At 61.5% G+C, this 20,497-nt stretch carries 15 protein-coding genes and 1 pseudogene; 10 read left to right on the top strand and 6 right to left on the bottom strand.

All coding sequences use genetic code 11. The annotated features are described in order from the left end of the window. The first annotated feature begins 89 nt into the window (after positions 1-89). Positions 90-1,568, top strand: coding sequence for a hypothetical protein (locus tag ACQY5P_RS06555; RefSeq protein ID WP_428409932.1), 1,479 nt, complete (start codon positions 90-92; stop codon positions 1,566-1,568). A gap of 765 nt (positions 1,569-2,333) precedes the next feature. Beyond that, complete coding sequence (locus ACQY5P_RS06560) at positions 2,334-3,170, top strand: hypothetical protein (RefSeq protein WP_428409933.1); 837 nt, start codon at positions 2,334-2,336, stop codon at positions 3,168-3,170. 35 nt (positions 3,171-3,205) lie between these two features. Here ACQY5P_RS06560 and ACQY5P_RS06565 read toward each other — a convergent pair. After that, positions 3,206-3,397, bottom strand: a pseudogene (locus ACQY5P_RS06565) (DUF6471 domain-containing protein); the annotation flags it as partial. A gap of 144 nt (positions 3,398-3,541) precedes the next feature. Between ACQY5P_RS06565 and ACQY5P_RS06570 the strand changes: the two are divergent. The 4 genes from ACQY5P_RS06570 (at position 3,542) to ACQY5P_RS06585 (ending at position 6,957) form a co-directional block, all read left to right on the top strand. Further along, positions 3,542-4,165, top strand: a complete 624-nt coding sequence (locus tag ACQY5P_RS06570; protein ID WP_428409934.1) for a TetR/AcrR family transcriptional regulator — start codon at positions 3,542-3,544, stop codon at positions 4,163-4,165. Between the two features lie 10 nt (positions 4,166-4,175). Continuing rightward, entirely contained in the window at positions 4,176-4,943 is a 768-nt protein-coding gene (locus ACQY5P_RS06575; protein ID WP_428409935.1) for a lysophospholipid acyltransferase family protein, read from the top strand. Between the two features lie 5 nt (positions 4,944-4,948). Then, complete coding sequence (locus ACQY5P_RS06580) at positions 4,949-6,301, top strand: MFS transporter (RefSeq protein ID WP_428409936.1); 1,353 nt, start codon at positions 4,949-4,951, stop codon at positions 6,299-6,301. Positions 6,302-6,444: 143 nt separating this feature from the next. Continuing rightward, a complete protein-coding gene (locus ACQY5P_RS06585) occupies positions 6,445-6,957 on the top strand; it encodes a hypothetical protein (RefSeq protein ID WP_428409937.1) in 513 nt (170 codons plus the stop codon). Positions 6,958-7,093: 136 nt separating this feature from the next. Here the strand turns inward: ACQY5P_RS06585 and ACQY5P_RS06590 are convergent, their stop codons facing one another. Next, positions 7,094-8,407: a UDP-glucose dehydrogenase family protein gene (locus tag ACQY5P_RS06590; protein ID WP_428409938.1), complete on the bottom strand. Its 1,314-nt coding sequence runs from the start codon at positions 8,405-8,407 to the stop codon at positions 7,094-7,096. Between the two features lie 91 nt (positions 8,408-8,498). After that, entirely contained in the window at positions 8,499-9,962 is a 1,464-nt protein-coding gene (locus ACQY5P_RS06595; RefSeq protein ID WP_428409940.1) for an undecaprenyl-phosphate glucose phosphotransferase, read from the bottom strand. Positions 9,963-10,175: 213 nt separating this feature from the next. Here ACQY5P_RS06595 and ACQY5P_RS06600 point away from each other — a divergent pair, with 213 nt between their 5' ends. Together ACQY5P_RS06600 and cysQ are read left to right on the top strand one after the other, a co-directional pair. Next, positions 10,176-10,400, top strand: a complete 225-nt coding sequence (locus tag ACQY5P_RS06600; RefSeq protein ID WP_375205654.1) for a hypothetical protein — start codon at positions 10,176-10,178, stop codon at positions 10,398-10,400. Between the two features lie 64 nt (positions 10,401-10,464). Continuing rightward, entirely contained in the window at positions 10,465-11,262 is a 798-nt protein-coding gene (gene cysQ, locus ACQY5P_RS06605; RefSeq protein ID WP_428409941.1) for a 3'(2'),5'-bisphosphate nucleotidase CysQ, read from the top strand. A 4-nt stretch (positions 11,263-11,266) separates the two neighbouring features. On the opposite strand, the gene ACQY5P_RS06610 is transcribed toward cysQ, so the two are convergent. Further along, on the bottom strand, positions 11,267-12,907 hold the full coding sequence (locus ACQY5P_RS06610) for a hypothetical protein (protein ID WP_428409942.1): 1,641 nt from the start codon (positions 12,905-12,907) through the stop codon (positions 11,267-11,269). Between the two features lie 180 nt (positions 12,908-13,087). Here ACQY5P_RS06610 and ACQY5P_RS06615 point away from each other — a divergent pair, with 180 nt between their 5' ends. Both ACQY5P_RS06615 and queG read left to right on the top strand, forming a co-directional pair. Beyond that, positions 13,088-13,771, top strand: coding sequence for a glutathione S-transferase family protein (locus tag ACQY5P_RS06615; RefSeq protein ID WP_428409943.1), 684 nt, complete (start codon positions 13,088-13,090; stop codon positions 13,769-13,771). Between the two features lie 5 nt (positions 13,772-13,776). Then, the gene (gene queG, locus ACQY5P_RS06620) at positions 13,777-14,889 is read left to right on the top strand and encodes a tRNA epoxyqueuosine(34) reductase QueG (protein WP_428409944.1); all 1,113 of its coding nucleotides are present in this window, start codon (positions 13,777-13,779) and stop codon (positions 14,887-14,889) included. Here queG and ACQY5P_RS06625 read toward each other — a convergent pair. Continuing rightward, positions 14,886-18,095 (bottom strand): Ig-like domain-containing protein, encoded by a 3,210-nt coding sequence (locus tag ACQY5P_RS06625; RefSeq protein ID WP_428409945.1) that lies wholly within the window; start codon positions 18,093-18,095, stop codon positions 14,886-14,888. The genes queG and ACQY5P_RS06625 overlap by 4 nt on opposite strands. Before the next feature lie 255 nt (positions 18,096-18,350). Continuing rightward, positions 18,351-20,483: an NAD-dependent epimerase/dehydratase family protein gene (locus ACQY5P_RS06630; RefSeq protein WP_428409946.1), complete on the bottom strand. Its 2,133-nt coding sequence runs from the start codon at positions 20,481-20,483 to the stop codon at positions 18,351-18,353. Positions 20,484-20,497 lie beyond the last annotated feature (14 nt).

Below are 20,497 nucleotides of genomic sequence, written 5' to 3' on the forward strand. Positions count from 1 at the left end.
GGCCGCCCTTTGTTAACGCTGATATCCGTGGCAGGGTTCTTGCTCCTTTCGGAGTTTGCACAGCAAGCGACAGACGAGGCGGACAAACGATGGCGGCGAAAGTGCTGATGTTCGGTTTCGACGGGGCGGATCCGGCTTTCATGGATGCGCTGATCGAAGCCGGCGAACTGCCCGCGTTGAAACGCCTTCGCGACCGCGCCGCCGTCCACGCCATCGAAAACGACGCCGGTCAGGGCGCGGCGCAATTCTGGAACAGCGCCGCCATCGGCGCGGGGCCCGCCCATCACGGGCATTATTTCTTCATGCAGTTCAAGCCCGAGACTTACGACATCGTTCCCAATCACGAATCCTCCCTGCCGGACATCACGCCGTTCTGGAACCGTCTTGATGCGGAAGGTTATCGCGTCGCCATTGCCGACTGGCACCGCATGATGCCCAAGCCCCTCGCCAACGGCCTGCTCGTCGACAACTGGCTCGGTCATGATCCCCTGACCGAAACGATCTGGCATCCCGCATCGCTCGCCGAGGACGGCAAAAAATATTTTCGCGGCGACGGGATCGGCGGCGGCTTCGAATTCAGGCCGCGCCCGGCCGCGGAAGATCAGGCGGACTATCTTCGCGACCTTTTCAACCGCATCGACGCGAAGGCCGCCTTCTGCGCCGACCAGCTTCGCGGGGGCGACTGGGACCTTTTCATCGCCTGCTTTTCCGACGCTCATGATGTGGGCCATCATTTTTATCATCTCGAGGACGAAACCCATGACCGGCACGACCCGGACACCGCGCGGATCATCACCAAGCCGCTGACGGACTGTTACCGCCGCCTCGACGCGGCGGCGGCGAAGATTCTCGAGGCGGCGGGGCCCGACGCCAGGGTTTTCGTTCTTGGCGGGCCAGGCATGGGGCGCCTCGTCAGCGCCAATTCCGCGATGGACGAGATGATGCGCCGCATCGACTGGGGCGTCGAAGCGCCGCCGACCGTCGCGGAAACCGCGAAGAAAAGCTTTCATTCGCTTGTCCCGCTCAATCTGCGCCGGCGGTTCGCGCCGCTGGTGCGCGCGCTGCGCCGCAAGGTCGCCGTCAGCGATTTCGCGCGCCGCCGCTTCTTCGCCGTGCCGCATAATGACAATGCCGGGGCCGTGCGCATCAATGTCAAAGGCCGGGAAAAACACGGGATCGTCGCGCCCGGCGCAGACTACGATGCGGTTGTCGGAGAGATCACGCAGGCCGTCATGACGTTCATGAACGCCGATACGGGCAAACCGATCGTCAAACGCGTGGTTCCAGTGCGCCGGGTTTTTAAGGGGCCGCATGTCGAAGAGCTGCCCGATCTCTTTATTGAATGGGACCGCGCGACCGCGCCAAGAGACTTCCGCAGGATTGTTTCCGACGTCTACGGAGAAATCGAGCTGACGCCAGCGCGCCGCACCGGCGATCACAATCCCTCCGGCTTTTTCTGGGCGCCGCAGACCGATGGCGGCGCTGTCACGCTGCCCGAGCATGTGGCGGCCCCGGTGATGGAAGCCGTCCGCGCCGCCGCGCCGTCCGCCGCCCGCGCCGCGGAATAACAGCCGCCTTTTTCGAGCCGCAGATTCATTGGCGTTCCGGCCGATGTGGCGCCATTTGGCATTTTCTGTCTCGTCCTTTCCTTGCCGCCGCATGCACTCGCCCCGCCACGCTTCAAGCGTAGGGACCAACTCCCGCCCTCGCCGCCAATACAGCGCGTGAGGATCGTTCAGGAGATGGACGCCACGGTTCCCGGATCGGGCCCGGGACAAGCAAGCCGTGGCGAGTCGCAAAGGCAGGCGTTTCAATTTCTACGAAGACGATGATAAGGCCGCGGCGGAAGCGGTGGATAAGTACGCGCCAGTGGATCGGGATTGGGGCCCCGTTTCACGGGAGATCGCCCGCAACGCCTTTATTTCTGCGGGATCAGGACACGACGCAGAGGCCGCTCAATCCGAAAATGTAACGTTTGACGTGACAGTTGCGGCCGTGAAGATTCAACATTTTCGAGGTGCTTTTCGCGTTATTGCAGTGGGCGGAACGAGGCGGCAACGCGCGTTCGTCAGAGCCTGCTCCGTCCCTTGCGTTTTTCCCCCCGATTATCCCGGCCCCGGGCTAGCCAACGGCCAGCCCGAGGACAGGCTTCGGCCGGGATCCAGTTTCATGCAAAAAGGCGGGCTCCGCCCGGGATTGTTCTTTTGCTGGGCCCCGGCTTTCGCCGGGGTGGTCGGAGTGGAAACCGGCCACAGCACCGCCAGGCTGCCTCGCCCTCCCCGTCGGCCTTATGTAGCATCCGCACCAACCACCGCGCCCGCTAGGCTGCGGGCATGCTGAAGCTATATCTATTATTGATATTAATTTCGGGGCTGGGCGAGCACGAAGCTGCCGGTGAGTTCCCCCGTTTGCCTCGTTTTTATGGAGAACTTCACCGAGGGATAGGGCTTGGTCTTAAAGACGTCGCCGTAGCTGATGTCGATCTCAAGCGCTACTTGCCCGCCGTTCGCGAAGGCGTCAACGGCCTCTCTATTGAGAGGGGCTTTTGCTGTTCCTTCTTGAAATTGAGAGGCGGGGATAGGCTGCACGATCTCACCTCGCCACTCTTTGTGACGGCTTTTGAGTTTTTGGGCGACGGCGCCCGATTTGGCGTAGAAAATGGCCTCAAATCGCATTTTTACGAAATTGGCTGGCGATTGCCCTACGTTCTTAATTACGGCGGTCACCTCGAATTGGCCTTCGGAATCCATCTCCCACCAGCCGTCAATTATCGCAAGGTAAGCGCGGACCTGCGCTTCTCCGATGCGCCGAGTGACGGCCGTCGTTTCAATTGCTGCTTTCGTAGCGTTTTCAGCCTCTGTCAAAGTGGCCTGCGTAGCGCGCAAGGTCTGCCAAAGGACGACGAGACCAATAAACGTGAGCCCGGCGATAACTACCGTAAACAGAGCCATTTGACGCTGCGCGCGCAGATCGCAGCGCGCTATATCATCCTCACCGTAGCCGCCTTCGCGATAATGTATGTTGGCTATCGCCTCGCAGGTTACGGACTTGTTTTGACCGTAAAACCTGGGTTCGATTTGAGGCGGCGTTTGACCGGCTGGGGTCTGCTCCTCTGCGGCTTCGTAATTACTTTCGCCGCCGCGATTTACTGGGCCAGTGAGACTATATAGCCCGAGCACTACAACGCTAAAAACGGCAATTAATGCTAATCTAACCGCAGTGTCGTAGTGTCTATTGCGTTCAGACATTGCAGAAGAAACACCGCTGAGAATTTGCCCCTAGAGAGCTTATTCTTGATGTTTGCTTCCTTTTCTTCAACGCCTATTTCCGCCAGCTTTTCCACGAGCCCGGCATAGGTGACGCCTTTCCGTTTCAACTCAGCTTTCAGGAGGTTGCTGACCCTCTTTTCCCGTTCTGTACTTTAGACTTATATCCAGTTGTGAGTGAGCGCTCACTTGACAGCCGCCCGGCCGTCGCCTATATCTCCGCCTGTGAGTGAACGCTCACACCCATTTCGCCCCCGCCGGCAGGGAGAAAAACCGTGGCCGCCAAGCCTGAGACCAAATCCGCGAAATCCCTCCCCCAGAGCGTCACCGAAGGCGCGGCAGGGGCGAAGGCCCGGATCGAGCGGGCGGCGCTGGCGCTGTTCTGCGCGCGCGGGGTCGACGCCGTGACGACGCGGGAGATGGCGGCGGCGAGCGGCGTTTCCGAAGGGGCGCTCTACCGTCATTACCCCAGCAAAGAGTCGCTCGCCGAAACCATGTTCTTCGCGATCCACGCCCGCCTTGCCCGGGAAGTGGCGAACGCGGCGGCGGGCGCCAAGGGAATCGAGGCGAAAGCGCGCGCCATCACCGCCGCTTATGTCAGTATCGCCGACGAGGACTGGACGCTGTTTTCCTATCACCTGCTGACGACGCACCGGTTTCTTCCCTATGCGGACAAATCCGCGCGCGGGCCGAACCCGGTCGCCACGGTCGAGGACGTCATCGCCGAGGCGATCGCCGCGAAGGAAATTCCGCCTGGCGACGCGAAGCTGAAAGCGGCTTCCGCGCTCGGCGTCGTGTTGCAAGCGGCGCTGCATAAAATCTATGGCCGCGTCGGGGGCGATCTCAAAAGTCACGAAGACGCCCTCGCCCGCGCCGTCATCGCCGTGTTGAAATCGTAAGAGGTCCGCCATGATTACGACCCTCCGCTCCATCGTTTTTCAGGCGCTCTACTGGATCACGTCGATCTTTTATGTGCTCGGCGCCGTTCCCCTTCTTATGCTGCCCGGGCGCAAACCGCTGATGCGCTGGATTCAAGGCTACACAAGCGTCATGTGTTTCTGGATGCGCTGGGTCGCCGGCGTCAAAATCGTCGTGCGCGGCAAGGAGAAGGTTCCGGACGGGCCCTTCATCATCGCCGCGAAGCACCAGAGCTGGGGCGACGGCTTTCTCACTTTTTCGCAGTTCGAGGATCTCGCCTTCGTCACCGGCGATCATCTGGAGAATTTTCCCCTGGTCGGCGGGCTTTTGCGGAAGATGGGCGCCATCGTCGTCGACAATTGCGGCGGCGCCCACGCCCGCGCGCGCCTTGTCGATGAGGAGCTGAAGAAGGCGCAGGCCGAAAACCGCCGCATCCTGATTTATCCGGAAGGCAATCTCGCGCCGGTGGGCCAACATTATCGTTACCGCAAAGGCGTCTTCCACATGTATGAAGCCTATGGTCAGCCGGTCGTGCCCGCTGCGACCAATCTCGGCCTGCGCTGGCCGCAACAAAGCTGGCGCCTGACGCCAGGCGAAGCGGTGATCGAATATCTCGACCCGATCGAACCCGGTCTCGATAAGGAGACGTTCATGCTGCGGCTTGAGCGCGCCATCGAAACGCGATCTATTGAACTCCTCGGCGACGAAGCGCCGAAAGACATCGAACTCGGGGGCCTTCTGCCCGATCCGCGGAGTTGAGAAACGTGAGAGCCCCCGACCGCGCCGCGAAACTCCCCCTCTTCTTTCAGCGGCGCTTCCTTCCCATGTGGACGGCGCTTTCCTTCGGCACCTTCGCCGACAACACGCTGCGTCAGGCTTTGCTGATCGGCATTCCGGCAGGCGTCATCCCCGTGCCGCTTTTTTCAAGACCCGATGACTCCGTTCCGGTGATCGGCACGCTCCTGCCCGCGGCGATCCTGATCTTTTCCTCCGTCTCCGGACAGCTCGCCGACAAATACGAAACCTCGATGATGTTCCGGCGCACGAAGGCGATGGAGCTCATCCTGATGCTTGTCGCCGGCGCGGCGTTTGCGTTTGGCTGGGGCGGGCTCGCCATCGCCATGCTGTTCGCGATGGGGGCGCAATCGGCGTTCTTCTCTCCCGTGCGCGTCTCGGCCATGCCTAAATATCTCGCCGCGAATGAACTCGTGCGCGGCAACGGGCTCTGCAATGCCGGGCTCTTTTCCTTCATTCTCATCGGCTATCTTGTGGGCGGCACGCTGATCGTCCTGCCGGGGGGCGGGACTATGGTCGCCGCCGTGTTGGTTACAGCTTCGACCGTCGGTCTTGTCGCAGCGCTTTTTGCGCCCCAAGCCGAGGCCAACGCCCCGGACCTGAAACTCAGTTTCAACGGCTTTCACCAGACCTTGATGATGTTCCGGCATGTGTTCGCGGCGCGCGGCGTCGCGCCGCCGCTGTTCGGTTCCGCGTTGTTCTATTTCCTGTCGACGGCCCTCACCGTCGCCATTCCGCTTTACGGACGCGATGCGCTTTATGCGACGCCGATCGTCTGGGCTGCGCTCAATGGGTTCTTCGCCATTGGCGCCGGGCTCGGCGCTGTCGGCGCCGCGAGCCTTTCGAAGAAAAGCTCGGGCCTCGGCGCATCGACCGCCGCCATTGGTTTTGCGGGCCTCACCAGCATTGCCATTTATTTCCTGACGCCCCTCGCCGCCGGAACGCCGGAGGCGCCGCTGACGCTTGGCGCGCTTTTTTCATCAGCGGGCGGACGGTTTTTGATCGGCGCGCTCATCCTCAACGCCGCCTTGTCCGGCGTTTACATCTCCCCCCTGCAGGCGGCGATGCAGCGGCGCGCGCCGCGCGAAACCCGCGCGCGGATCATGGCCGCCGGCGCCTTCGCCTACGCCGCCTTCGCCATTCCGGGCTCGCTCTCGGTGCTGGCGATCACGCGCACCGGGGCCGACCCGCGGCTCGCCTTCGTCGCCGCCGGGGTCGTCATGCTCCTCGTCGCCGGCGTGATGATATATCGCCGCAAAATCCTCGCGCCGGGCCTTTATGACGAGATGCTGACGGGGAAAACGCAGCCGGTTCCGCACTAGAGCGAGCATTTTCCGCCCTCGCGCCGCTTTAACTTTTGCGGGGCTTCCCCCCGTGTTATTCACCTTCCGGTAACCATCCGCCGCAGCATTGCAAACAGCCGGTTAACGGGAAAGCAAGGACGAAAGGGTATTTTCCACACGGTATGGAACTGACTTTCGTCATCATTGCGACGTGCCTTCTGTTCGGCTTCATCGCCGCGCTCGCCTCGTTCCGGCCCAATCTCATTCCCGAGATCGGCACGAGCCTGCGCAATGCCGAAACGGTGAAGAAATTCTCGCCGAAGAACACGCTCTTCATCATCGGGCCTGGCGCCAATCATCCCGCCTGCCGGATGCAGCGGCGCCTGTTGAAGCCGGCGATCGCCGCGCTGATCCGCTCGGATGTTTCGGTGATGGAAGTCTACGGAGATACGACCCCGCGCCAGAATGGCGATCCCATGGACTGGCTCGACCCTGCACTCTTGCGCCATGCGCTGGGCGCCGAGGACGGGTTCTTCATCATCTATGTGGACGAAACCGGCAAGACCGTGTTCCGCAGCGAGGCGCCCATGGTGACGGCTGACATCTTAAGCCGCGCGCGCCTCGACATCGCGGCGCCGGCCCGCGGACAAACCTCGCGCAAGAACGCGGTGCTGAAGAAACTCCGCGCCGCGTAGAGCGTTGAACCCGCATCATCGCTTCATCCTGAGGAGAAAAATCCTTCGTCCTTCGAGACGCGAGCTATCGCTCGCCCTCTGGATGAAGAATTTTTTCGTCTCGAAGGACGATGATGCGGGCTTAAAGCCCCGCGCTCTACGCTTTCTGGGGCCGCCCGATGGAGTGATAGGCGATCCCCGCCTCCGCCATTTCAGTCGGGCGATAGATGTTGCGCAGATCGATCATGATCGGCGTCTTCATCAGCGACTTCACGCGGTCAAGATCGAGCGCTCGGAACTCGTCCCATTCGGTGATGATGACGACTGCGTCGGCGCCGGCGAGCGTCTGATAAGGCCCCTCCACATAATCGACGTTTTTAAGAAGACCCTCAGCCTCGTGCATGCCCGCGGGATCGAAGGCGCGCACCCGCGCGCCGGCCGCCTGCAGCGCCGGCACGATGTCAAGCGATGGCGCGTCGCGCATATCGTCCGTGTTCGGTTTGAAAGTGAGGCCGAGCACCGCAATGGTCTTGCCTTCCAGCGAGCCGCCGCAGGCGTCGATCACGCGCGCCGCCATTTTCTTTTTGCGGGCGTCGTTGATCTCCACCACCGCTTCGACGATCTTGGTCGGCGCATGATGGACCTGGGCGGTGCGAACCAGCGCGAGCGTATCCTTCGGAAAGCACGAACCGCCATAGCCCGGCCCGGCATGCAGGAATTTCGACCCGATGCGCCCGTCGAGACCGATGCCTCTCGCCACTTCCTGCACATTGGCGCCGACCTGTTCGCAGATATCCGCCATCTCGTTGATGAAGGTGATCTTGGTGGCGAGAAAGGCGTTGGCCGCGTATTTGATGAGTTCCGACGTCGCGCGATTGGTGAAGACGATCGGCGTTTCGTTGAGATAAAGCGGCCGGTAAAGCTCGCGCATGACTTTTCGCGCGCGCTCGTCCTCGGCGCCGACCACAACGCGGTCGGGCCTTTTGAAATCCATGATCGCTGCGCCTTCGCGCAGGAATTCCGGATTGGAGACAACCGAGAAATCGGCGTCAGGCCGAACGCGGCGGATGATCTCCTCAACTTCGGTCCCGGTGCCCACGGGCACGGTCGATTTGGTGACGATGACCGTATAACCGTCCATCACCGCCGCAATCTCTTCAGCCGCCTTGTAGACATAGGAGAGATCCGCAAAGCCGTCGCCGCGGCGCGAAGGCGTCCCCACGGCGATGAAAACAGCGTCGGATTTCGGCGTCGAGGCCGCGAGATCGAGACTGAAGGAAAGACGCCCCGCTTTGACGTTTTCCGCGACAAGCGCCTCAAGGCCCGGCTCGTAAATCGGAATCTTGCCCTCTTCGAGCTTCCTGATTTTGGCCTCGTCCTTGTCGACGCAGACGACGTCATGGCCGAAATCGGCGAAACAGGCGCCGGAAACCAGGCCCACATAGCCGGTGCCAATCATGGTGACGCGCATGGCGGAATTCCCATCGTCAAGAACCGCTGCTACGGCGTCGCGGGATCAAGGCGCGGGGCCGGGCGGCAAAGCTTTGAATATGGCGGAGGTCTTAAACGGCGTTTTGGGGAAAGACCACTGCTTTCACCGTTAAAAACAGGATTTTTATATCGAACCAGAGCGACCAGTTGTCGACATAGGCGAGATCGTAACGCACGCGGTCCGCCATCTGTTCGGTCTCCGAGGTCTCGCCGCGATAGCCATTGACCTGAGCCCAGCCGGTGATCCCCGGCTTCACCTTGTGGCGGCCCGAATAGTTTTCGATCATCTGGGCGTATTGGTGGTTGTGCGCAAGCGCATGGGGACGCGGTCCCACAAGCGACATCTCGCCCCGTATCACATTGAAAAGCTGCGGCAGCTCGTCAAGGCTGTAGCGGCGCAAAACAGCGCCCAGCGGCGTGATCCGCGCGTCGCCCTTCTTCGCCTGCGTCACCACATCGCCGTCCTCTGCGACCGTCATGGTGCGGAATTTATAGACCTTGAAGACAGCGTTGTTAAATCCGTGCCGGTTTTGCGCAAAGAGAATGGGACCTTTGCCTTGAAGCTTGATGGCGATGGCGACCAGCAACATGACCGGCGAAAATACGAGCAGCGCGATGGAGCCGAAAACGTAATCCTCCACCGTTTTTAAGACGCCGCCCCAGCCTTCGAGCGGGCGCCGGTAAAGCGAAAGAACGCGCACGCCGCCCACATCGCTGATGCCGCCGCCGAGATGGTCGAGCCAGTGTATATTCGGGCAGATCGCGATCGACACCGGCAAAATCGAAAGACGCCGCACGAGCCGCGCCATATCCTCGCCCGAGGCGCGCGGCACGGCGATGACGATATCGTCGATTTCGCCGTTGCGGGCTGCATGGGCGAGATCGTTGAGATCGCCTTTCGCCGCGCTTTGATGGGCGTCGCCATTATTGACGAGACCCGCATCGTAAATCCCGACGATAAAAGTGCCCGCAGGAGATTTTGTTGCATAGTCGGCGAACTTGACGCCGAGAGAGGTGGCGCCCACCACCGCAACGCGGCGCGCGAAAACGCCGCCATCCTTGCTCATGCGCCGCGCCATGACGCTTGCGCCGAAGCGCACGCCAATGACGGAAACGAGCGTCGCAGCCGACCAGGCCGTGAGCCACACGCGCGAGAAGTTTTCGGTAATCTTCAACGCGAAGGCGAAAGCCAGAAGCCCGAGCAGCACCAGCGCCCAGCGCGAGATGATCGCCCGCACGGCTTTCGACGCCTTGGCGATTTCGTCGAACTCGTAATAGCCGTCGCGGCGCAAGAGCGCCGTCAGGCCGGTCGCGCCCATGATCCCCGCCGCCGTATAGTTCTGAAGATCGATCGCCGTCTCGAGGAAGAAGACGTGATAGATTTCGGCCACCGCCACGGACATGACGATGACCAGGATGAAATCGATGAACTGGACGATGTCGCCGAACAGCGCGCGCGCCACAGGCCCCCGGCGGCGCACGCCGTCCGTAGAGAAACTGTCGATATTGGTGTCTTTAACGCCCGGTTCGGCCATTATGAGATTTCGTCCCCAGTCTGCTCCGTTTGGAAGCTTCTCCTGCAGGAGCGGCGCCGCAGGCGATCCGTGGTTTCGACGAGAGACCGCCAGTCTGCCAAGCGGCGGCCTTACGCCGCCGCGCCTTCCAGCGCGGATATCAACCGGCCCGAAGTTTGAATGTCAATCAGGACAAGTTTAAGGCTAATTTACGTCAAAAAGGTTACTTGTGCCATGTCGAAACAGTTTGCGGCCTTTCATGTGAGCTGGCGGGACGCCAAGGTGCGCCCGCTCGGCCTCGTGGCTGACGAACGCGATTATGGCCGGGCCGCCGCCGCCGCGCTCCAGGCGCGCCTCAATCAGCTCGCTGACGAGGGCTGGATCGTGCAGGAAATCCTCCCCTCCTCAGGCCTGACCCCGCGCCAAACCGCCGGCTTCACCATCGTCGCCTTCCGCTGACGTCAAATCACGGTTTGGCCAATCGCGGCTTGCCAAGTCGCGCCCGCTCGGCCAAGGGTGGCGCATGGCCGATGCACCTTTCACCGACGAAACCCTTTCCGATGCCCTTTGTTCCCTCGCGATCAAGGCGGGCGCCGCGATCATGGAAATCTATGCGCGGGGCGTTGTCGCGGAGACCAAGGCGGACGCCTCCCCTGTCACTGAAGCCGACCGCCGGGGAGAGGAGATCATTCTCGCGGGGCTGGCGGATTTCGCCCCGGAGGTCCCGGTCCTCGCCGAGGAAAGCGCCAGCGAGGGCAAAATTCCGGAGCTGGGCGACCGCTTCTTCCTCGTCGACCCCCTCGACGGCACCAAGGAATTCATAACCCGCACCGGCGAGTTCACTGTGAATATCGCCCTGGTCGAGAACGGCAAGCCTGTCTTCGGCGTCGTCTACGCGCCGGCGATCAACAAGCTTTTCGCAGGGGGCCGTAGCGGCGCCTGGAAAGCAGTCGTTAACGCCAACGGAGAAATCGGCGGCCGGGAGACGATCCGTGTCCGGACGGCGCCCGCGGACGGGCTGGTCGCCGTCGCGAGCCGGTCGCACCGTTCGCCGGAAACGGACGCCTATCTTGAGACGCTCAAGGTGGCGGATTTCACCGCAGCAGGATCGTCGCTGAAATTCTGCCTTATCGCCGAAGGCGCGGCGGACATCTATCCGCGTTTCGGACGCACCATGGAATGGGATACAGGCGCCGGTCAGGCGGTGCTTGAGGCCGCGGGCGGGCGCGTCATGGCGCATCCCGACAACGTCCCCCTCGCCTATGGCAAAAAGGCGCGCGGCTTCGACAATCCGCATTTTATCGCTTTCGGCGCCGAGTAAGGTCTCAGCGGTAAAGCGGCTCCGTGAGGGGAAAGAGTTTGGCGGGCGCCGGAACGTCGCGGCGCACCCAGATTTCCCAGAGTGCAGTCTGCTCGACCATCTTGAACTGAGTGTAAAGCAGCGCTTCGGCGCGGCCTTTCGCTTCAGCGGTTTTCGGATCCATCTCAAGACGCGGCACGAAAACGACTTTTGCCTTCTGGGCAGCAGCGGGGCCGTCCGCCTCGCATTTTCTATCTTCGGCGAGGACGCAAGCCGTATCGGCGCCCGTCAAAAACGCGACATCAAGCCCCTCCGCCGTCATGGTCCGCGCGCGCGCCGCAGCCTCAAGCAGCATCGCCGACTGATCGACCGGCGTCAGCGCAAAAAACTCCCGCGCTTCGGGCGTCGAGAACCGTCCCTCCTCCACCCATTTCGCAATGGTCGGCCCGCCCGGCTGGACGAGCGCCAGTTCCGACCGGATATTCTCCGGCGCGGTCTGCGCCGCCCTGTGCTGCAGTGAAAACTGTCCCGCCGCATGAACGGCGATAACGCCGGTCCAGAACAGGGTCAGCGCGCCCGCGGAAAGGGCGCTTGCAACGCTCGCCCGGTCATGATCGCTGAAGAGACCGTCATAGAAGGGCGACGATACGGAGAAACAGGCGAGCCCCGCGGCGAGCGCAAAGACCGGGAGCGCATTGGCGCCGGAAAGACGCGCGGCGATAAGGCCCGCAAGCAAAAGCCCTGCGGCGGCGGCCCAGTTCTTCCAGTGCGCCCGGCCGCCGAAGACAGCGCTCATCATGATGACGATGACGGCGCCGTAAGCGGCGGCCGCAAGACCGAAGGCGCTCTCCCGGCCATTCAGAACGTTCTGCAGCGTCAGCGTTTCCGGCGCGGCGAGCGCGCGCGCGGCGTTCATGCCCGGCGCCAGAAGCTCCACAAGCGCGGCGAGCAGCGCAAAAGTTAGAAACACCGCGCCATACCGCCAAAGCCCATGAAGTCCCGTCAGAAAAGGACAGGCCGATAACAGAAGAAACCCGATCAGCGCGAAAGCGGGATTAAGGAGCCAGAGCAAAAACAAAACCGCGCCACCCATGACGCCTTCAATCCGCGCGCGCGATGCTGAATCGTCTGCTGATATGGACACGAAGGAAAGCCCGCAGACGAGCAGCAAGCCGAGGCCAAGTTCAGCGACGCCGGAAAACGGGGCCGCCGTGAACGCCGCCATCGCCGCCGTCGCGAAAACACCGAAGGCGGTCGGAAAACGCGTCGAGACAAGAAAGGCGAAAGGACAAAGCACTATGAGCGCGCCGATCGCCTTGGCGACGAGATGCACCCGCCCCGGCGCATCCGCAAAAAGATCGGCTGCCATCAGCAACAAAAGATGCAACGGCGCGGCCTGGGCTGCGAGGTCCGCCTGACCCGCCGCGACAGCGCGCGCCTCGGCAACCGGGGCAAGCATGTCGACAGTGGGCGAAAGGCTGAGGAGCGCCGGAGAGAGGGCCGCCGCCGCCACGAAAATCAGCGCCGCACCGACCGACCACAAAAGCGCCCAATGGGGCTCCTGCCAAGAGTAAAGCGCCATGGCGGCGCGGCGGGCCCGGGGCGCGGCGGCGCGCCAGCCGACTTCCGGTTGATCGATATCCCGAGCGCTTTTTTTCGTGCTCATCTGGGACAACCCCTGCTGTTAACCCTTTGCGGGCAAAGGCCCGCGATCCCTTGCCGTGGACATTGCAAGTCGCCTGCCGGAGGCTCGCCTTAAGCGGGAAAATCGCGGGAAACGGGGCTTTGCCGCTTTGTCATCGGGCGGCCCCTGTTATGTTCCGGGAGACTGCGTTAACGAGGCGCCATGCGCACCCTCTTTCACATGCCCCTCGATCCCGCTTCGCGGATGATCCGGATCGCCCTCGCCGAAAAGGGACTGCCGGCGCAGTTCGTGGAAAAACGGCCATGGGATGATCCGGACGGCGCGCTTGCCGCTGCCAATCCTGCGCTGACAATCCCGGTGCTCCTGGACGAGGCGCCCACGGGCGATGCGGTCGCCATCGCGCCGGCGAGCGCCATTATCGAATATGTCGAGGAAGCCTATTCGAGCGAGCCGCTATTGCCGGCGACCTCTGCGGGACGCGCGGAAGCGCGCCGCCTCGCCGCATGGTTCCTCGACAAATTCGAAGTCGAAGTCTCCGCCTTCACCTTGCGCGAACGCATCGACAAGCGGCTGATGCGGCGCGGCCAGCCCGACTACGAATTGTTGAAAGCCGGCGCCGAAGCGCTTTCATGGCATCTCGATTACGCTTCCTGGCTGCTCGAGCAGCGCTATTGGCTTGCGGGCGAGCGCATGACTATCGCCGACCTCGCCATGGCGGGTCAGCTTTCGGCCCTCGATTATATCGACAGCGTTCCATGGGAGAAATTTCCAGCGGTCAAAGACTGGTATGCGCGCCTTAAATCGCGCCCTTCCATGCGGCCGATCCTGCGCGACCGCATCGATGGCCTGCCGCCGCCGGCCCATTACGACAATCCGGATTTTTAAGCCTCATGTCCGACGCGTTGAAAACGCGCATCATCGAACAGGCCAAGGGCGCCGGTTTCGACGCCGTGGGGTTTTCATCCGCGAGCCTTCCTGAACCGATCCGCGAAAGACTGGCGCGCTTCCTCGCGCTTGGCCGTCACGGCAGCATGGGATGGATGGAAAGCCGTGCGGAGGAGCGCGCGCATCCGCAATCATTATGGGCCGATGCGAAAAGCGTCATCATGCTGGGCATGAATTACGGTCCGGACAAAGATCCGCTCGAGGCGCTGAAGGACAAGACAAACGGCGTCATCTCCGTCTATGCGCAAAACCGCGACTATCATGACGTCGTCAAGAAACGCCTGAAGCGCGTCGCCCGCGCTATCGCGGAAGACACCGGCGCAGAGGTAAAAGTTTTCGTCGACACGGCGCCGGTGATGGAAAAACCGCTTGCGGCGCGCGCCGGTTTAGGCTGGCAGGGAAAACACACCAATCTCGTCTCGCGCGAGTTCGGGTCATGGCTCTTTCTCAGCGCGATCTTCACGACGCTGGACCTCGCCGTCGACAAGCCTGAAAACGATCACTGCGGCTCTTGCCGCAACTGTCTCGATATCTGCCCGACCGATGCGTTTCCTGCGCCTTATCAGCTCGACGCCAGGCGCTGCATCTCCTATCTCACGATTGAACATCCCGGCCCGATCCCGCGCGAATTCCGCAAGGCCATGGGCAACCGGATTTACGGCTGTGACGACTGCCTCGCGGTTTGTCCCTGGAATAAATTTGCGGAAAGATCGCGCGAGAGCGCCTTTCATGCGCGCGAGGAATTGCGCGCGCCTTCCCTGCGCGATCTCGCGGAGCTCGACGATGCGGCGTTCCGGAAACTCTTTTCAGGCTCCCCTGTGAAGCGCACCGGCCGGAACCGTTTCATCAGAAATGTGCTGATCGCCACGGGCAATTCCGGCGACGCAGTGCTCTCAACTAAAGCAGAAGCGCTTCTCAATGATGAAAGCCCGCTGGTGCGCGGCGCGGCGGTGTGGGCGCTTGCGCAACTGGCGCCGGACAAAGCCGCCGCCCTACGCAGCGACTATCTCGCCAAAGAGACCGATGAGAGCGTGCGCAGCGAGTGGACGGCGGGCTAGATCTCCACCGTCACCTGCACATGACCCTTGGCGAAATTGCCGTTCTCGTCTTCCACCCAGTACCAGAACTCGTCCGTTCCCGAATAATTCGGGTCCGCCAGGTAAGTCAGCGTGCCGTCGTCATTCTGGTAGATTGAGCCGTGGCTGGCGTAGGTGTAGCCGTCAACAGCGAGCGAATCGCCGTCCGAGTCGAAGTCGTTGGCCAGAACGTCGAGAACAATCGACTGCCCTTCGCCTACGGTGGCGAAATCGGTCCGCGCCGTCGGCCCGCCATTGGCAAGGTCGAGCACGCCGTTATAGCGCGGCGTTTCGGCGAAATCGCTGAAATTGCGCTGCCATTCGACAACAACGCCGAACTTGTCGACGGCGCCCGTGGCGCGGTCGGAAACATACTGGTCAATGACTGTCACCTTGCGGCCGTCCGGCAGGGTCCAATACCCTTCCTCGGCGACGGCCTGATGGACTTGCCAGTATTCAAAACGGATTGGGTCCCAGGTCGGCGAGACCTTATCGGTCCCGATCGAGTCCGTGCGCGTGCCGGTCAGGTTGAGATACTGAAACAATTCCGGAATAGGCGTTTTCGGAATGTTGAGATCCGAGTCAAAGTCGAGGCGGCCTTCAACGAGCTCGTCCCGCGTCATGAACTTGTCCTGCGGGAGGGTATTGTAAATTTCCGTCGTCGCGCCCTCGATGTTTACATCGATAAAGACATAACCCCAGTTTCCATCGAACGGAAAATTCATTCCCACCGTATCGCGCGTCAGGTGAATGCCTGTCGGGAAGCCTTCGATATTGGCGCCGTTGATCACCTGAGTGACCGTCGCCGGGCCAAATTCGATTCCGCGCCACACATGCCCGCCGGACGAACCGTCGGTCGCTATGAGATCGACGTCTTTCAACGTATAGTGCGCCGTATATTGAAGGTGGATCCCCGTGCCGACCTCCCAGGCGGTAAAGTTGTCAATCACGGAACGAACGTCATGATACTGTTCGGAATTCGGCTTGATGACTTCGAGGCCGATGCCCACGGCAAGCGCCTCGTTTCCCTCAAACGAACTGATTGATGGCAAATGGATCGGAACATTGTCCATGTAGCGCAACGCCTCGGACATATGCGCCGTATCCACCGTCACATGGATCGGGCCGCCCGCGTCGCGCGACATGTAAACGAAACCGTGACCGCCGGGCACGCCGGCTGCGACATTGTCCACAGACTCCACCAGCCGGCCCTGGAACCAGAAACCTGCGCCGGTGCGGCCGAGATCGAATGCAGCGACGTCTTCATGAAATTTTGCGCCGCCGGCGGTGCCGATCGATTTGATGGCGATGTTATGCGACCAGCGGCCGATTTCATTGCCGGTTTCCGCAACGAACGCCGCGCCGAAAACGTCGTAGGCCGCGTTGTCCGTCATGATCGCGTTGGAATCGTGATGGACGTAGCCCCAGCCGGGCGAGCCCCATACCGAGTTGCCGACAATCATGGCCGGATCGTCAATGTCGCTCACGCCGGCGCGGTGAATGTGAAGCGAATAGCGGGCCTTGACGTTGCTGTCGCTTTCCACATTGTCGAGATCGGCGACGTCGAAAGCGCGTTCCGATTTGTCGGTGCGGCCGAGTTCGTGAAATTCCGCATAGCGAACATCGATATTATCGGAATGCATGAACATGGTGTGTCCGCGCTGGTGCACAGGCACGCTGTCGGCGTTTTCCGTTTCAAATCGCACATTGCGCGAGTAATTCGCGACATAGGCTTTAAGATCAGCGCGCGGCGCTTCGTGGTCGAATTCGAGCGGCTTGTCAAAATAGATAGTGTTGCCGACAATCTTTGTGATGATGAGTTCTTCGTCTTCCGTTTCGCCGGTGCGCGGCTCACCCGGCTCCGCGTATGACGTCGTGGTCAAATGCGTGCCGGTCAGCACCAGCTTGTCGCCGACCTGCCAGCCTTCCGGCGGCGCTTCGAGTGTCAGCGAGGTATCGCCCGCCATGGGATCGGCGGCGACTTTCAGGAATGTCTCTTTTTCAGCGCCGTGAATCTGAATGTCGCCATGGCTGACAAGCCCGCGCGAAAGAAGCTGCGGGTCCCATGAGACATCGATAGGACCGTTGTCGGCGAACTGAATAACGGTTTCGACATTCGCGGCGACGGGATTATCTATCGTTCCGATAGTCAGCTTGCCGCTCGGCGACACAACGAAAGTGTCGACTTCCATAAAGGTGTCGCGGTCGGTCGCGAAATCGAGTTCGCCATCGACGCGCACAGTAAAGAGCGATGCCGGGCTTTCGCCGTCATATTCGACCTTGACGCCGTTGGGAATGACGACTTTCGCGCCTTCGCCCGGGACTTCGCCGCCGGCCCATGTATTGGGATCGAACCATGAACCGTTGTTGACGGCGACATGCGTCGCTTCGCTCACCGGCACCAGATTCAGGACCGCCATATGTTCCGAGGCCTTTGCGGGATCATCCGGATGAACATGCGCAGAATCGCCATCGCCGTGGTCCATGCCGCCGTCATCGTGGCCGTCATGACCGCCATCCATGCCGCCACCGTCATGACCGTCGTGACCGTCCTGTGGGCCCACATGAACATCGACCTTTGCGCGGCTCAGATTGCCGTTGCTGTCGCGCACTTCATATTCGAAGCTTGCGTCGCCTTCAAAGCCGGCCGTTGGCGTGAAATGAATCACCCCATCGTGCAGCATGACCGTGCCGTTGGTTGCGCCGAACACGCGGACGAGCTGCGCGCTCACGCCCTCGGGCACAATATCATTGGCGAGGAGATCGTTCGCAGCGATCATCATGCTTTCGCCGGTCTCGGTATGGAAATGATCGTCATCGACCGCGTCGAGGCCAGAGGGCGCGGACGGCTCGCCGGGAATCACCGGCGTTGGCGAAACCGTTCCGTCGCCGCTCGATCCTCCTCCGGCGTTTGAACCGCCGCCATTCGTCCCCCCGCCATTGCCATTGCCGCCGCCCCTGATCGGGCCTTCATTGCCGCCAATAGTGAAGCAGCCTTCCGTCGCGAGAAGCGGCGCGAGCATGCTGGCCTGGGTGAGACGCTGTTTCGCTCTCTGCTTTCGGGTCTTGCGGTCCGCATATCCCGCCGGCGCCCCAATTCGCGCCATGGCGCCGCTATTGGCGGCATCAACAAGATCGGTGAAATCGAAACCGGCGGCGCTGTCGCGAGCGGCGAAATCTAAACTCATGTTATGTCCACGCACATTGATTAGCAGGCTGAGAGAGAGAATCGAAAGCTAGCCCGCGGCGCGGAAAAGACAGATTGAAACTATGGTTAGAATTGTTCCTATTCCCACGGTTTCATGCGGGGTATGGCGCAAATTACACAGAGTTAATCGCGCCAATCGTGAACTTTTTGGAAACCGCGGAGCGCCCGCTTAACAAGCGGTTGTTCGACCCAATTGAGTGCTTCGCATTGACGCAAAGCAATTCGCAAACTTGGTTTACGATTTCCTAACGCCGAAGAGGTTGGCGTCAGCTATGCCCCGCGCCACGAACCGCGCCTTATCCTGTTCGGGCGTCCAGCCGAGCTCCGTTTTCGCCTTGTCATTGCCGTAAGGCGACAATTGCGCCCGGGATTTCCAATCGCGAAAGCTCGGCTTTGTGAGCCCCTTTTTCTTGGCCAGAAGCCGTTTCAGCCAGTATTTCGCGACATCGACGACATAATATGTCCAGAGCGGGGTCGGTTTCGCACGCATGGCGACGCCGTAAGCGTCTTCAATTGCGGCGAAATAATCGCGCGACGAAAGCATCGGCTCGCCGATCAGATTGTACGAAGCGCCCAGCGCCTTCTCATGTTCCATGGCAAGCACAAGCCCGTCGGCGACATCATCGACCAGCACGAAAGGCATGACGTTGCGGCCGTCGCCCCACATTTTGCAGGCCGTCGCGCCGCGCCACATGGCGATACCCCAATGCTGCAAGGGTCCGCCCTCGCCGATGACGATGCCGGGACGCGCGATCACCAGCGGCAGGCCGCGCTCGCGTTCGAGTTTTTTCAGCTCTTCCTCGCACGCCGCTTTGGAGCGCGCATAGAGATTGCGGCGCGTCAGATCGTGATCGAACGGCGTCGCCTCGCTGATGATGCGGTCATACTGCGACGCGTCGTAAGAATCGATCGTGCCGGTGTAAATTAGCCGCTTCACTCCGGCAGCGAGCGCGGCCTCGCCGATGCGCCGCGTCACCGCGACGTCGTTTTCAAGATAGCCTTCCCAGCTCGTCTCCGTCGCGCGCGCGAGATGGAAGACCGCCCCGACGCCGTCCATCGCGGCGTGCAGATCGTCATCGGATTTGAGGCTGCCCGTATAGATGGAGATGCGGCCATCCGCGCGCTCGAGACCCGCGCCGGACCCGCGCGAGAAGACGCGAACGGAATATCCCTTATCAGCGAGCGCATGACAAAGCGCCCGGCCGATAAAGCCCGTGCCGCCAATGACGAGAACCGTTTCGCCCTTCGCTTCCGCCGCGCCGCGCGACGGCGGCGGCGTAGCGGGCAGGAATTTCGGACGCGCAACCTCAACTGTGTTTTCGATCATCGTGGTCGCATTCGCGGCAAGTCCGGCTGAGAGGCGCCGGTCCACGGGCCCGCCCGCTTGCATGGACGCATAGTAACTGTCGACGGCGCGCTGGATTGAAAGTCCATAGGGCGCAAGACCGTTGAGGGACTTCAACTGACGGAATGCGTTCGCAGCGCCCGTGCGCGTCGCCTGTCCCGCAAGCGAAAGCTGGCGCGCGAACGGCCCCACAACGATGTCCTGCATGGACGCGCGTTCGCGCGTATAGGAATCCTCCGCGAAATTGTAACTCGCAATGGCGCCGAGCCCGCGCAGGCGCACGCTGCGATTGTCCTCGCCTTCGACCAGCGACAGATTGAGCACCACGGAAGCGCCCTTCGCTTCGCCCGCAATGCGCCAGCTTTGATAATGGCCGACGCCGCCCGGCAGCGTCACCGGATTGCGCATGGAGACGCTGATGTCTTTCAACTCGCCGAAGAGATCGGCGACAAACGCAAAAAGATGCGGGCCGATTTCAAACAGAATGTTTTCCGGTTTCCGCAGCATCCAGAGATTGTAAGGACCGGAACGCAGGGGCGGCAGCGGGAATTGCCAGTTCGCCTCGAAGCTGTCGATGGGGCCGATGACGCGCTTTTCAATATCCGCCTTCAGCCGGTCATAGGACGGCAGCATCAGGAAGTTGTGGTTGACGCCAAGCGCCACGTTTTTCTCTTTCGCCAGCGCGTCGAGGCGGCGGCAGTCGGCGGAGTTCAAGGCGAAGGGTTTTTCCACGAAGGCGGCGACGCCCGCTTCCAAAATTTTCGTCGCGGCTTCGGCGTGAAGATGCGGCGGCGTCAGGACATGGACGCAGTCTGCAACCCCGGACGCCAGAAGATTGTCAAGCGACGTAAAGACATGCGCGGCGCCATAGGCGTTGGCGATCCCTTCCGCCGCGCCTTTCGACAGATCGCAGACGGCGGCGAGCTCGACGCCGGGCGTGCGTTTCAACGCTTCCGCATGCCATTTGGAGATATATCCAGCGCCGAGCAGCGCAACTTTGATCGGCTTGTCAGTCATGGTCATCGCGCCGTCCGGGC

The sequence above is a fragment of the Hyphococcus sp. genome, assembly GCF_965267305.1.
Classification (GTDB): domain Bacteria; phylum Pseudomonadota; class Alphaproteobacteria; order Caulobacterales; family Parvularculaceae; genus Hyphococcus.

Coding starts and splice junctions, on each gene's coding strand:
- ACQY5P_RS06615 (WP_428409943.1), top strand. CDS start 13,088: ATGCGCACCCTCTTTCACATGCCCCTCGATCCCGCTTCGCGGATGATC.
- queG (WP_428409944.1), top strand. CDS start 13,777: ATGTCCGACGCGTTGAAAACGCGCATCATCGAACAGGCCAAGGGCGCC.
- ACQY5P_RS06595 (WP_428409940.1), bottom strand. CDS start 9,962: ATGGCCGAACCGGGCGTTAAAGACACCAATATCGACAGTTTCTCTACG.
- cysQ (WP_428409941.1), top strand. CDS start 10,465: ATGGCCGATGCACCTTTCACCGACGAAACCCTTTCCGATGCCCTTTGT.
- ACQY5P_RS06610 (WP_428409942.1), bottom strand. CDS start 12,907: ATGAGCACGAAAAAAAGCGCTCGGGATATCGATCAACCGGAAGTCGGC.
- ACQY5P_RS06625 (WP_428409945.1), bottom strand. CDS start 18,095: ATGAGTTTAGATTTCGCCGCTCGCGACAGCGCCGCCGGTTTCGATTTC.
- ACQY5P_RS06630 (WP_428409946.1), bottom strand. CDS start 20,483: ATGACCATGACTGACAAGCCGATCAAAGTTGCGCTGCTCGGCGCTGGA.
- ACQY5P_RS06600 (WP_375205654.1), top strand. CDS start 10,176: ATGTCGAAACAGTTTGCGGCCTTTCATGTGAGCTGGCGGGACGCCAAG.
- ACQY5P_RS06555 (WP_428409932.1), top strand. CDS start 90: ATGGCGGCGAAAGTGCTGATGTTCGGTTTCGACGGGGCGGATCCGGCT.
- ACQY5P_RS06560 (WP_428409933.1), top strand. CDS start 2,334: ATGCTGAAGCTATATCTATTATTGATATTAATTTCGGGGCTGGGCGAG.
- ACQY5P_RS06575 (WP_428409935.1), top strand. CDS start 4,176: ATGATTACGACCCTCCGCTCCATCGTTTTTCAGGCGCTCTACTGGATC.
- ACQY5P_RS06590 (WP_428409938.1), bottom strand. CDS start 8,407: ATGCGCGTCACCATGATTGGCACCGGCTATGTGGGCCTGGTTTCCGGC.
- ACQY5P_RS06585 (WP_428409937.1), top strand. CDS start 6,445: ATGGAACTGACTTTCGTCATCATTGCGACGTGCCTTCTGTTCGGCTTC.